Genomic DNA, 12820 nt, shown 5'->3' with positions numbered 1-12820 from the left:
AGGACAATCCTCCGTCTTTAACCCGCTATCTTTCAGGTGCGGATCGGAAATGTTGGACCACGCTCCAACTCCGCAATACCGTTGTTTGCTGAAGAAGGAGAACCAATCTTGACCAGCCCGCTCGCCTTGAAGATCGCTCGTGAATACGGAACGCCGGCCCTTGTCATCGATATGGATCGCGTCGAACGCAACATCGCGCGCGCTCAGAAAGTCTGCGATGGTGCAGGCGTCGCCAACCGGCCCCATATCAAGACCCACAAAAGCCCCCTCCTCGCGCAACTTCAGATCAAGGCGGGCGCGAAAGGCATCACCTGCCAGAAGCTGGGCGAAGCGGAAGTGATGGCGCAAGCCGGCATCGACGACATCCTCATCAGCTACAACCTGATCGGCGAAGAAAAAATGGCGCGCCTCGGCGCGCTGCGGGCCAAGACGAACGTCACGGTCGCGGCGGACAATGCTGTCGTCATCGCCGGATTGCCGGCCGCGGCGGCGGCTGCCGGACGCGCCCTGCCGGTCGTGATCGAGTGCGACACCGGCCGCAAACGTGCCGGCGTCGAGACGCCTGCGGAGGTCATCGCACTCGCCAGCCAGATTGCCGGCACGCCGGGACTCTCGTTCGCCGGGCTGCTGATGTATCCAACCGAAACGGGCTGGACCGAGGCTCAGCGCTTCCATGACGACGCGTTGGCGGGCCTTCGACAGTTGGGGCTCGATCCGGCCATCGTTTCAACCGGCGGATCGCCAAACCTGAAAAACGTCGGCAAGCTCAAAGGCGCGACGGAGCATCGGCCCGGCACCTACATCTACAACGATCGTATGCAGGTCGCCGCCGGCGTGGCCACGTGGGACGACTGCGCCCTGCACGTCTATTCAACCGTGGTCAGCCGCGCCGCGCCCGATCGCGGGATTCTCGATGCAGGTTCAAAGACGCTCACAGCCGACACCGGCGGGCTCGACGGGTACGGGCTGATCCTCGAACATCCGGAAGCCAGGATTGCCCGCTTCGCCGAGGAGCATGGTTTTCTCGATCTGACGAAAAGCAACACGCGGCCGTCGGTGGGCGACGTCGTCCGTATCGTGCCGAACCATGTCTGCGTTGTCGTGAACATGTCCGATGAAGTCGTCATGGTCCGCGGCGATGAAATCGTCGGCATCCTCCCCGTCGCTGCCCGGGGGAAGCTTAGATAATCTCGCGCTACGGCCGATCAGCGCCGATTGTATCCCGGGCTGACCGTGTTCTTGAGCTGGATCAGAAGCGTGAAAACCCATGCGAGGCCGTAAAGACCGGCCAGTCCAAGCGCCGTCCTGCGGTCGATCAGCGACAGGCCTGCCCAGTACCAGACGCGATAGATCCACAGCCCCGCGGTCGCCACTCCCAAGAGGCAAACGAGCAGCTTCAGGCCCTGGCTGTTCGCGACACCAACTGCGGCGAAGAGGATCGTTGCCGGGATGAGAAACATCTGGCAGGCGGAAATCAAAATCTCGTTCATGGAAGCTCCCCGGCGAATCGCAGGAATTTTAGATCATTCGCCGGTCATGCGGCGACTGTGGCGATGTCGATCCGGGGCGCATCTGCGGTCAGGCTCGGCCCCGGAAAATGGGGCCGCGACACCATAAATAAATCGCGGGTCCTCCCCTTCTTGCGCGGTGGCCTGAAGGAGGCTACAGCATCGGTGCCTCTTGGCACGGTTCGGAGCGTAGCGCAGCCCGGTTAGCGCACTAGTCTGGGGGACTAGGGGTCGGAGGTTCGAATCCTCTCGCTCCGACCATTTATCTCGGCAGAATGCCCCCTTTGCGGATTCGAGCATCTGGGAAGGCTCTAGCCTGACGCCCGGCAAAGCGGCTAGCCAGCTTGTTGCACCGAGAGTTTCCTGCACTATGCATGCGGATCTAGCCCGGTTGCCCCCGTCTGCAACCCAACAGGAAGCTCTGTTCAATGCTCCGCTGCTGCATCGTAACGGCATACCAAGGTGACGAATTTGCCAAGCTCGCCACCCTGACGCTTCCAAGAATGGAGGCCTTTGCAGTCCGCCATGGATACGAGTTGATCGTCCACAGGCCGGATGGCTCGGAGATCACGGACTCCTGGATGAAGGTTCCGGCGATCCTAGCCGCCCTGCGACGCGATTTTGATTTTGTTCTGTGGCTGGACATTGACGCGCTGATCCTGCGGACCGATCGCGATATTCTGGAGGACGTCCAACCGGACGCTGATCTTCTGGTGTCCTGGCATGGACCGGAGACCACGCAGCTCGATGGAGCACCCTTTCCGCCTCACTACAACGCCGGCGTCTATCTGATCCGCCGATCTGAATGGTCGCTGGAGTTTTTCACGCGCCTGCTCGCCCTGCGTGGAAAGATGACCCATCCGTGGCTCGAACAGGCCGCTCTCCTCACAATGCTCGGTTACAATGAACCACTCGGCAACGGACCCAACGTCGCCAACGAGCTTGATCGCGCGCATGTCGGACATCTCGATCCAGTCTGGAATTCGATCCCCGGCATCGCCATGGCAACCGATCCTGTCATTCATCATTTCGCAGGCCTGACCGGCAAGACACGGCTCGACCTCGTAAGGGAAAACGTCGAGATCGTGCCGCTCTATGAGACTGCCTCTGCCGCAGTACGATCCGCGCTGTCCCACAAGATCAGCCGGTGGGCGGCAGCGGAGCATGCAACGCAGAGTCTCAGACGCGCGCAGACGGCAAGCAGTGCAGAGTTCCAAAACCAGACGGCCGAAATTGAAAGACTGAAGCACGATATTGCGAGAATCCGGGCGCCACGCCAGATGCTGCGGGCATTGCCGGGGGTCATCACGAACCGGCTGCGAGAAAAAATAGACGAATTGAGCGGCGTATCGTCATCGTCACCAGGCTTCAAACTCAAGATCAATGAAACGCCGGATTCCGTTCAAAATTTGTGGCCGGAAGGAAAATCAGAGCGTTTTGAAGGACTGGCTTTTTCGACATCAGGCGACACGCTTGGGGTCGCCACCGCAGATACGAATGCGGTGTTGCTGTATCGGCGAACAGGAAACGGAAGTTTTGAAGACACACCGTACATCCGGCTGGGCGGCCTCGATTACCCCCATGATCTCTCGTTTTCGATGTGCGGGTCTGATGAATTGCTGGCAGTGGCGCAGCGAACTGGAGCGCTTGCGCTGTTTCGAGCAAACGGCGTTAAAGGCCCCGAACCCGTCTTTGAAATCAGCGGAGCAGAAGCAAAGCTCACACACTCGGACGGCGTTTCTTTCGTCCCGCCGGTCAACGATTATCTTGCAGCGTGCAATCTGGGTTCGAGCAGCATTTCATTCTACCCAAAAATTTCAAATTCCCCCATCCGCTTCGCATTGAGGCCCGAATTCGAACTGACGCATTGGAGTATCTTCTACCCGGATGGCCTCGCTTTCTCGCAATGCGGACGATGGCTTGCCATTGCAAATCACGGCAACGGATCCGTGAGCATTTTTCAACGGCGCAACCGGATTCTTACGGGCGGCAAGCTAAGGTACGGCGCGGAGCCCATCGCGATCATTAATGACGAGAGTTTACGTTATCCTCATTCGGTAGCATTCACTCCGCGGACCAACCATCTGATCGTGACCAACGCCGGCGGAAACTTCTTCAGCGTTTATGAACCGCGACGAAGTCACTTCGGCTTGCGATGGAGCCAGGTGCCGTCGGCACAAACGATTGTTGGCGACGAAAAGACCTTTCGGGCGGTCAACTCGGACAACAAGATGGAAGGCGGTCCCAAGGGCCTCGCGGTGCATGGAAACAACATCGCTGTTTGCAGCCCGGAGATCGGAATCAAGATCTATTCTTTCCAGGAGGCGTGATCATCCGCTCACGATCGTTGGCTGGTGATCACGTCTGACAATCATCGGCTCATGATTGTGTGTTCGGGAGCGCCTCACGCTCGCGCGATGTTCCTAGTTGTCCTTCAGCACCCGGTCGATCAGCGCGCGTGCGCCGATCAGGTCGTCGAGCGCTTCCTGAAGCTTGCCGCGATCGGTCGGCCTTGCGCTTTTCCGGACGCTCGGCGGGGCGTAGGCCTCGGCACCTGACGGCCCGTTTGCCGGAACCGGCTGCACGGGTTTGGGCATCACCGCCTTCGGCGGCGCCATGTCCGACAGCGGCGGTCCAAGGTCCCGCAACGCCAGCGGGGCGGTGTAATCCCTTTCCGGTCCTTCGATGGATTCGTGAGAATCCAACTCGTCATCACCGTCGATATCGGGACTTGCCAGATCCGGGGCGTGATCGTCCTTCTCCCCGTCAAACGATGGTCCGTCGAACAAGGCGGTGGCGTGATCGGCCGAGCCGTCCGTCAGGCTCTGGACCGATTTGATCCCGTGCTCGCGTAAAATACGCTGCACCCCGCGAATGGTGTATCCTTCGCCGTACAGCAGCCGCCTGATGCCGCGCAACAGGTTGACGTCATCGGGGCGGTAATAGCGGCGACCGCCACTCCGCTTCATTGGCTTGATCTGGTTGAAGCGCGTTTCCCAGAACCTCAGGACGTGCTGTGGCACATCAAGGTCATCAGCAACCTCGCTGATTGTCCGAAACGCGTCCGGCGCCTTGTCCAAGTGCAGGCTCCCCGTTGAAAGCCGCCGTCCTAACGTCAGTCGTCAGCGCCGTTGGCGTCGTCACTGCCGCTGCCATTCCCGTTGATACGCTGCTTGAGAATCGCGGATGGCTTGAACACCATAACCCGGCGCGGCGAGATAGGCACTTCCGTTCCGGTCTTCGGATTGCGGCCGATACGCTGGCCTTTTTTGCGCACCATGAACGAGCCGAAGGATGACAGTTTCACCGTCTCGCCCTTCTCAAGGCAGTCGGTGATCTCCTTCAGCACAAGTTCCACGAACGCAGACGACTCCGTGCGCGACAGTCCTACCTTTTGGTAGACGGCTTCGCACAGATCAACGCGTGTGACTGTCTTCCCGGTTCCGGTCATCGCCTGCCCCGCTCACGGCGAAAAATATTATGTTCTGAAATTATGAGCTTAGCGACCAAGGGTCAACCTTGCTCATCGATGCAACAGCATGAAGTTGTTTCAATTTGCATCAGACTTTAGCAAAAGTCTCACCAGCGCAAGAGCGCTGAACCCCATGTGAAACCGCCACCCATCGCTTCCAGCATCAAAAGATCGTTCTTCTTGATGCGCCCGTCATCGACAGCCGCGGCGAGCGCGAGGGGAATCGAAGCAGCCGAGGTGTTTCCGTGACGGTCGACGGTCAGCACCACTTTCTGCGGCGCAATATGCAGCTTCTTGGCCGATGCATCGATGATGCGCTTGTTGGCCTGATGGGGAACCAGCCAGTCAACATCATCCGCCGTCGTGCCTGTCGCCTGGAACGCGTCGACGATGACGTCGGTGATCATGCCGACGGCGTGCTTGAACACCTCACGGCCCTCCATCCGCAGATGGCCTACGGTCTGGGTGCTGGACGGCCCGCCATCGACGAACAACTTGTCCTTGTGACGGCCGTCGGAACGCAGATGCGTGGTCAGAATGCCGCGATCGGCAGTGGTTCCCGCCTGCGGCTGCGCCTCAAGCACCACCGCGCCCGCACCGTCGCCGAACAGAACGCAGGTCCCGCGGTCGTTCCAGTCCAGTATGCGCGAAAAGGTTTCGGCGCCGATCACCAGCGCGCGCTTGAATGCACCGCTCTTCAGGAAATTGTCGGCCGTCGCCAGCGCGAAAATGAAACCCGTACACACCGCCTGCAGGTCGAACGCAGCACCATGGTGAATGCCAAGGCCGTTCTGGATCGCTACTGCGGTTGCAGGAAAAGTATTATCCGGCGTCGAGGTCGCCAGCACGATCAGATCGATCGATTGCGCATCGATGCCGGCATTGGCGAGCGCTGCCTGCGCAGCCTTCAGGCCCAGATGGGAGGTGAACTCTCCCTCGGCCGCAATATGGCGTTCTTTAATCCCGGTGCGCTGGACGATCCACTCGTCCGACGTATCGACCATCTTCGCCAATTCGTCATTGGTCAGAATGCGCTCCGGCAAGTAAGAGCCGTAGCCGAGCACAACCGAACGCATCACAGTCACGAGACAGCCTCCTGCGCATTTGGCACGATCGAAAGAGCGTGGCCGTCGCGGTTGAGTGTTTGATTGATCTTGGTCAGGAGATCGTAGCGGACCATGTCATAGCCAACGTCAACTGCCGACGCAAAGCCCTCAGCGTCGGTGCCGCCATGGCTCTTGATGACCACCCCGTTCAACCCGAGAAAGACACCGCCGTTGACCTTGCGAGGATCCATTTTATCACGCAACGCGTTGAAAGCACCCCGTGCGAAGATGTAACCGAGCTTGGAGCGCCAGGTCCGGCTCATGGCGCTGCGCAGATATTCCGCGATCTGCCGTGCCGTACCCTCCGCGGTCTTCAGGGCGATGTTGCCGCTGAATCCTTCGGTCACGATGACGTCGGCGGCCCCTTTGCCGATGCCGTCGCCCTCGACGAAGCCGATGAAGTCGAGCTGAGGCAGGTTCATCGCGCGGAGCAACTCGGCAGCTCCTCGGACTGCCTCGACGCCCTTCACTTCTTCGACGCCGATGTTGAGCAGGCCGACCGTCGGACGTTCGAGATCGAACAGAACGCTTGCCATCGCACTACCCATGATCGCGAGCGACGCGAGATGACGGGCATCGCCGCCGATCGAGGCGCCGACATCGAGCACAACGGACTCGCCGCGCACCGTCGGCCATACCGCCGCGATGGCCGGCCGGTCGATGCCCGGCATCATCCGCAGATTGAGCCGTGACATCGCCATCAGCGCGCCGGTGTTGCCGGCCGACACCACGACGTCGGCGTCGCCCCTCTTCACGGCGTCGATCGCCAGCCACATCGAAGAGGACTTGCGGCCCCGTCGCAGCGCCTGGCTGGGCTTCTCGTCCATGCTGATCGCAATGTCGGCGTGGAAGACCCGCGAGACCGCCTTGAGCGCGGGATGGGTGTCGAGCTGCGCATTGATCAGCGTGCTGTCGCCAAACAGCAGGAATTCGACGTCGCTGTGGCGCATCAACGCGAGCGCCGCGCCTGGAACGATAATCGATGCACCGAAATCGCCGCCCATGGCGTCAAGCGCGATTCGAACCTTCTGCGGCATAAGCGTCCCGGAAACCTGATCGTTGCGGCCTCGAAGCGACAGGCCGCGAGCTGGAAGCCATCGTCTCCGACGGCGGTGGGCGGAAGTCTACGCCACTGACAGCGCAACCCCAGCCGGGCCAGCGACAATAGCGTTTTTGTGGTGCGATACAACGGCTTGACCCAAGCCAAGGCTTCGGTCAAGCGCCCGCTGCAGCTGCGTCATTTTCACTTGGCTTTTTTGCCTTTGGGCCCGCCCGGCTTCTCCTTGAGCGCCTTCAGGGCTGCAAACGGATGCTCGTCCGGGTCCTCAGGAGTCTCAGGGGGAGCGAACGCCACACCCGGCTTGCGCGGATAGGGATCTATTCCCAGAACCAGAAACTCAGCCGCCAGTTGGCCGAGATCGATGGCGCCGTGGACGATGGGCTCCGGAGGATTGGAGATTTCGGCATCCTCACCCTGCTCCTTCTGGACGGATTTCGGACTAACGGCAATTTGCGACGGCGGCGCGAAGATCGCCGTGATCGCTTCCTCGATATCGTTCTCGACGGGATCGAGTGACACGACGCAGGTTTGCTCCACCCGCGCCCTGACCGTGCCGGTGACTTTCACGATGCCTCCCGCCTCGGGAATGACGTCGAGCGTCGCCACGGCCCGCAGGACCGCATTCACGCCGGCAGCGGCGGCCAGCAGACCACGCTGGGTCGGGGTGGCCTCCAGCACCTGATGCAGCCCGGCCTCCGGCAACTGGGTCACCAGAACGGGGAAGCTCCAGGGAAGATCGCTATTCGGCATATGACCCACCTTGCTCATGACACACCGCCTTGGGAGTCGGCCACAGGCTTTGGGAACGTCCACGCCCCCTTGCGAACGGCCTCGTCGGCTGATTTTGCGAGGTTGTCGCTGGTTTCACGAACGTAGGCCGCGAGCGCCCTCGCGCCATCAGCGGCCTCGCCGTTGAAGACATTCTTGGACAGCGCCTGCGCCAATTCCTCGTCACCCGCCTCAAAAGCAAGATCGTAGGCGGCCGAGCGTCCGTAGAACGCCTCCCCGAAAGCCTGCATGCGTTTCGGGACGGTCAGGTCGCCAACCCCCATCTCGCGAAGGTTGTCGTCCATGTCAGCGCAGAAGTGGTCAAAAAGCGCCTGTGACATGCTGTTTCCACCCTCCACCGACTGCAGCCGGCGCAGCACCAGCCAGAGATGCAGGATCAGCATGTCGAATCGGCCATTAACCGTGTCGCGCACGCCAAGGCTTGCGTAAAACGCCGGTTCTCGCGCTTGCGCCACGATCATGCCATAGATGGCTTCAATGGTGCCGCGCGGGACGGTGGGGTTCCTGAAGCGATTGAACGGCCAAAGCATTTTTCGGTTCCACGTCGAAGCCGGCGGCGATCCATGATCGTCCTGACGGCCCCCGGTGTGTTGAAATCGGAAGCTCTGCCCGGTACGTCAACGCTTCGGCTGATGCAAGAGGCAAGAGGAAGGCCACGCGCGACATGACGGTTTTCAGACAGCCCGGTCTTCAGATCGCCGGAGAGCGACGGTTTGCGGCGCGCCTGCGCGCGGCGGCTGCGATGATGTTTGTGTGCGCCGCGCTGGCCGCCTGCACCGGCGAGCAGTTCCAGAAGGGCTACATCCTGCCCCCCGGAGCGCTTGAGCAAATCCCGATCGGCGCCAGCCAGGATCAGGTTCTGATCGTGATGGGAACACCATCCACCGTCGCCACCTTGAGCGGCGAGGTCTTCTATTACATTTCCCAGCGCTCGGAACGCAAAGTCGCGTTCATGCAACAGAGCGTCATCGATCAGCGGGTGATCGCGATTTATTTCGACAAGAACCGCACGGTCCAGCGCGTGGCCAACTACGGACTCCAGGACGGCAAGATCTTCGACTTCATCAGCCGCACCACCCCGACCAGTGGTCAGGAAATGAGCTACCTCACACCGATCTTCAAGCTTCTCAGCCCGAACTGATGTCGCTGCTCGCGCCGGCAGTTCAACTGCCGGTATTCTGCTGAGCGGAATATCCGGCGTAACGGCTGCGCTTGCCGACACGGAACCTGCCCGCTACGCTTCCTTCCAACAATATCTCGCAAACGAGATGTATCTGGGAGGATAACCGATGACGCGTTCGCTATCTCGCCGCACCGTGCTGACAGGCGCCGCGGCCCTTTCCACAAGTCCGCTCTGGCCGCGCCCGGCGCGATCCGCCGACTGGCGGCCGACCGACACGGTGCGGATCATCGTGCCGGCAGCGCCCGGCGGCAGCACGGACGTGATCGGCCGCTACCTCGCACAACACCTGCAGCAGGCATGGGGCATATCGGCCGTCGTCGAAAACAAGTCCGGCGGCGGCGGTACTATCGGCACCTCGTTTTTCGTTCAGCAAAAACCCGACGGCAACACGATCCTCGTGGGCAATCCGGGGCCGAACGCGGTGGCCTTCAGCATCTTCCGGTCCCTGCCCTACAAGGCAGATCAACTGCAACCGGTCACCAATGCGATCCGTATTCCCAATATCGTATCGGCGCATCCCTCGAGCGGGATCAAATCGATCAAGGAACTGATCGCCTATCTCAAGGCCAATCCGGACAAGCTGAACTACGGTACGTCGGGGGTCGGGCAAAGCCCGCACCTGACCGCCGTCTGGTTCATGCAATTGACCGGTGTGAAGATGACGCACATTCCGTTCCGGGGCGCTGGCCCCGCTCTGACGGGCGCTCTCGGTGGGGACGTGGCGATCCTGTTCGACAACCTCTATCCATCGCTGCCGCAGGTGGAAGACGGCAAACTCGTCGCGCTGGCCGTGACGACGCCGGAGCGCAGTTTCAAGGCGCCGAATATTCCGACCATGCGCGAAAGCGCGCCGGAGCTCGCAAACTTCGACGTCTCGTCCTGGTTCGGGATGTTCCTGCAGGCTGGAACACCGCGGCCGATCGTCGATGCGTACAACGCCGAGATCAAGAAGATGCTGGCACGCGAGGACATCAAGAAGAACATCGCCGCGATGGGCGCCGTGACCGACTACGGAACGCCCGAGCAGTACTCGGCCTTTATCGATGCCGAGATCAAAAAGTTCGCGGGCATCATCAACAAGGAAGGTCTGAAGATGGACGTCAACTGACGCTCCACGCGACGCGGTTTTTTCCAAAACAAAACGGCCGCCTTGCGAAGTCCCGCAAGGCGGCCGTTTCCTGTTTCACAAAGCGTAAAGTCAGACTGACATCAAACCCTGTTCAACGAATCTATAACCGGCCTCCCACCGCTGATGCTGCTCGGTGTTTTCCGGATAGGGATTGTCGTGCGGCTCGTTGTTGAATCGTGCGAGCTTCCCCTGCTCGAACGGATCGCCGTCGTCTGCTGCCATCTGTAGCCTCCCTTGCTTAACCGGAGACAACGCACGCAATCGCGATCGGGTTTCATCGCCTTTCAAAATTTTCGGCGTGGATAACGATTCAACCTGTCATCAAATCGCAACAATCACGTGTGGCGTCCGCGCAAAGAAAAACCCCACAGCGTGAGCCGCGGGGTTCTTCGATTTCAGGATTGTGGCGATCAGTGCGCCAAAATCGCCAGCAACAACAAGGCCACGATGTTGGTGATCTTGATCATCGGGTTCACGGCCGGACCAGCCGTGTCCTTGTAGGGGTCGCCGACGGTGTCGCCGGTCACGGCTGCCTTGTGAGCATCCGAACCCTTGCCGCCGTAATGGCCGTCCTCGATGTACTTCTTCGCGTTGTCCCATGCGCCGCCACCCGAGGTCATCGAGATAGCAACGAACAGGCCGGTGACGATCACGCCGAGCAGCATCGCGCCGACCGCCGAGAACGCTGCCGACTTGCCGGCCGCGCCGCCGCCCGCAATCGCATAGATCGCGAAGTAGACGAAGATCGGCGACAGTACCGGCAGCAACGACGGAATGATCATTTCCTTGATCGCAGCCTTGGTCAGAAGATCGACGGCCTTGCCATAATCCGGCTTGTCCGTGCCCTTCATGATGCCCGGCTTTTCGCGGAACTGGCGACGAACCTCTTCCACGATCGCACCGGCAGCACGACCGACTGCGGTCATGCCCATCGCGCCGAACAGGTACGGCAGCAGACCGCCGAACAGCAGGCCGACCACGACGTACGGATTGTTCAGCGAGAAGTCAGGAATGACACCTTGGAAGTACGGATACTTCGCAGCGTTGGCGATAAAGAACTTGAGATCTTCATTGTACGCCGCGAACAGCACCAGCGCGCCGAGGCCAGCCGAACCGATGGCGTAGCCCTTGGTGACGGCCTTGGTGGTGTTGCCGACCGCGTCGAGCGCGTCGGTCGCCTTGCGCACTTCCTTCGGCAGACCAGCCATTTCGGCAATGCCGCCGGCATTGTCGGTGACGGGACCGAAAGCGTCGAGCGCAACGATCATGCCGGCCAGAGCAAGCATGGTGGTGGTCGCGATCGCGATGCCGAACAGGCCCGCGAGGCTGTAGGTGACGAGGATGCCCGCGATGATGACGAGCGCCGGACCGGCGGTCGACTCCATCGAGATCGCGAGACCCTGGATCACGTTGGTGCCGTGGCCGGTCACTGACGATTGCGCGATCGACTTCACTGGCCGGAAATCGGTGCCGGTGTAGTACTCGGTGATCCATATGATGAGACCCGTCACCACGAGACCGACGACGCCGCACTCGAACAGTGCAAGGCCGGTGTACTTCACGCCCGCAAGCGGACCGAAGCCGATCAGCTGGTGGATCACGAAGGCGACGCCGAACAGGGACAGAACGCCGGTGGCGATCAGGCCCTTGTAGAGAGCGCCCATGATCGACTGGCTGGCACCGAGCTTCACGAAGAAGGTGCCAATGATCGAGGTCAGGATGCAGATGCCGCCGATAGCGAGCGGCAGGATCATCATGTTGGGCAGCAGCGCAGGTGCGCCGGCGAAGAAGATCGCCGCGAGCACCATGGTCGCGACTGCCGTCACCGCGTAGGTCTCGAACAGGTCAGCCGCCATGCCGGCGCAATCGCCGACGTTGTCGCCGACGTTGTCTGCGATGGTGGCCGGATTGCGCGGATCATCTTCCGGAATGCCGGCTTCAACCTTGCCGACGAGATCGCCGCCGACGTCCGCCCCCTTGGTGAAGATGCCACCGCCGAGACGGGCGAAGATCGAGATCAGCGACGCGCCGAAGCCGAGCGCCACCAGCGAATCGACCACGATACGGTCATTCACAGCCAGCCCGCGGCCCTGCGTGAGATACATGAAGTAAAGCGTCACGCCGAGCAGCGCGAGACCAGCCACCAGCATGCCGGTGATCGCGCCCGCCTTGAACGCGAGTTCAAGACCGCCGGCGAGCGACTTGGTCGCCGCCTGCGCGGTGCGGACGTTGGCACGCACCGACACGTTCATGCCGATGAAGCCCGCCGCGCCCGAGAGCACCGCACCGATCAGGAATCCGATCGCGACGAGGATGCCGAGGAAGTACGCCAGCAGCGCGAAGATCACGATGCCGACGATACCGATCGTCATGTACTGGCGCTTGAGATAAGCCTGCGCGCCTTCGCGCACCGCCGCTGCGATTTCCTGCATGCGGGCGTTGCCCGCATCTGCCGCGAGCACCGACGAAGTTGCCCACGCGGCGTAGACGATGGAAAGCGCTCCCGCGAGCACGATCAACCATAATGCTGTCATTGATTTTTGCCTCAGATCCCTGCTGTTTCCCCAGTAACG

At 60.9% G+C, this 12820-nt stretch carries 13 protein-coding genes and 1 tRNA gene; 5 read left to right on the top strand and 9 right to left on the bottom strand.

Going from position 1 to position 12820, the window contains the following annotated elements; all coding sequences use genetic code 11:
- Positions 1–108 precede the first annotated feature (108 nt).
- A complete protein-coding gene (locus YH63_RS16510; protein ID WP_046826660.1) occupies positions 109–1188 on the top strand; it encodes a D-TA family PLP-dependent enzyme in 1080 nt (359 codons plus the stop codon).
- Between the two features lie 17 nt (positions 1189–1205).
- Here YH63_RS16510 and YH63_RS16505 read toward each other — a convergent pair whose 3' ends face one another.
- Positions 1206–1490: a hypothetical protein gene (locus YH63_RS16505; RefSeq protein ID WP_046826661.1), complete on the bottom strand. Its 285-nt coding sequence runs from the start codon at positions 1488–1490 to the stop codon at positions 1206–1208.
- A 201-nt stretch (positions 1491–1691) separates the two neighbouring features.
- Here YH63_RS16505 and YH63_RS16500 point away from each other — a divergent pair.
- Positions 1692–1769: transfer RNA gene (locus YH63_RS16500), tRNA-Pro, on the top strand.
- A 167-nt stretch (positions 1770–1936) separates the two neighbouring features.
- Complete coding sequence (locus tag YH63_RS16495) at positions 1937–3838, top strand: putative nucleotide-diphospho-sugar transferase (RefSeq protein WP_046826662.1); 1902 nt, start codon at positions 1937–1939, stop codon at positions 3836–3838.
- Between the two features lie 93 nt (positions 3839–3931).
- Here YH63_RS16495 and YH63_RS16490 read toward each other — a convergent pair whose 3' ends face one another.
- The 6 genes from YH63_RS16490 to YH63_RS16465 form a co-directional block, all read right to left on the bottom strand.
- Positions 3932–4588 carry a MerR family transcriptional regulator gene (locus tag YH63_RS16490; protein ID WP_046826663.1) on the bottom strand — a complete coding sequence of 219 codons (657 nt, stop codon included), beginning with the start codon at positions 4586–4588 and terminating at the stop codon, positions 3932–3934.
- A gap of 35 nt (positions 4589–4623) precedes the next feature.
- Complete coding sequence (locus YH63_RS16485) at positions 4624–4959, bottom strand: integration host factor subunit alpha (protein WP_046826664.1); 336 nt, start codon at positions 4957–4959, stop codon at positions 4624–4626.
- Positions 4960–5087: 128 nt separating this feature from the next.
- Entirely contained in the window at positions 5088–6065 is a 978-nt protein-coding gene (locus tag YH63_RS16480) for a beta-ketoacyl-ACP synthase III (RefSeq protein ID WP_046826665.1), read from the bottom strand.
- Positions 6062–7123 carry a phosphate acyltransferase PlsX gene (gene plsX, locus YH63_RS16475; protein ID WP_046826666.1) on the bottom strand — a complete coding sequence of 354 codons (1062 nt, stop codon included), beginning with the start codon at positions 7121–7123 and terminating at the stop codon, positions 6062–6064. The genes YH63_RS16480 and plsX overlap by 4 nt, the downstream gene beginning before the upstream one ends.
- A 206-nt stretch (positions 7124–7329) precedes the next feature.
- On the bottom strand, positions 7330–7914 hold the full coding sequence (locus YH63_RS16470) for a YceD family protein (protein ID WP_046826667.1): 585 nt from the start codon (positions 7912–7914) through the stop codon (positions 7330–7332).
- Positions 7911–8465 carry a ubiquinol-cytochrome C chaperone family protein gene (locus YH63_RS16465; RefSeq protein WP_046826668.1) on the bottom strand — a complete coding sequence of 185 codons (555 nt, stop codon included), beginning with the start codon at positions 8463–8465 and terminating at the stop codon, positions 7911–7913. Before YH63_RS16465 ends, YH63_RS16470 begins: the two co-directional genes overlap by 4 nt.
- Before the next feature lie 134 nt (positions 8466–8599).
- On the opposite strand from YH63_RS16465, the gene YH63_RS16460 reads away from it, so the two are divergent.
- The gene (locus tag YH63_RS16460; RefSeq protein WP_046826669.1) at positions 8600–9076 is read left to right on the top strand and encodes an outer membrane protein assembly factor BamE; all 477 of its coding nucleotides are present in this window, start codon (positions 8600–8602) and stop codon (positions 9074–9076) included.
- A 148-nt stretch (positions 9077–9224) separates the two neighbouring features.
- On the top strand, positions 9225–10226 hold the full coding sequence (locus tag YH63_RS16455; protein ID WP_046826670.1) for a Bug family tripartite tricarboxylate transporter substrate binding protein: 1002 nt from the start codon (positions 9225–9227) through the stop codon (positions 10224–10226).
- A gap of 90 nt (positions 10227–10316) precedes the next feature.
- Here the strand turns inward: YH63_RS16455 and YH63_RS21670 are convergent, their stop codons facing one another.
- Both YH63_RS21670 and YH63_RS16450 read right to left on the bottom strand, forming a co-directional pair.
- Positions 10317–10469 carry a hypothetical protein gene (locus tag YH63_RS21670; RefSeq protein ID WP_009736618.1) on the bottom strand — a complete coding sequence of 51 codons (153 nt, stop codon included), beginning with the start codon at positions 10467–10469 and terminating at the stop codon, positions 10317–10319.
- A gap of 188 nt (positions 10470–10657) precedes the next feature.
- Complete coding sequence (locus tag YH63_RS16450) at positions 10658–12781, bottom strand: sodium-translocating pyrophosphatase (RefSeq protein ID WP_046826671.1); 2124 nt, start codon at positions 12779–12781, stop codon at positions 10658–10660.
- Positions 12782–12820 lie beyond the last annotated feature (39 nt).

This window comes from Afipia massiliensis, assembly GCF_001006325.2.
In the GTDB taxonomy this organism is placed as follows: domain Bacteria; phylum Pseudomonadota; class Alphaproteobacteria; order Rhizobiales; family Xanthobacteraceae; genus Afipia; species Afipia massiliensis_A.
Note: the sequence above shows the minus strand (reverse complement) of the source record. Positions and strands in the feature narration are given on the sequence as shown.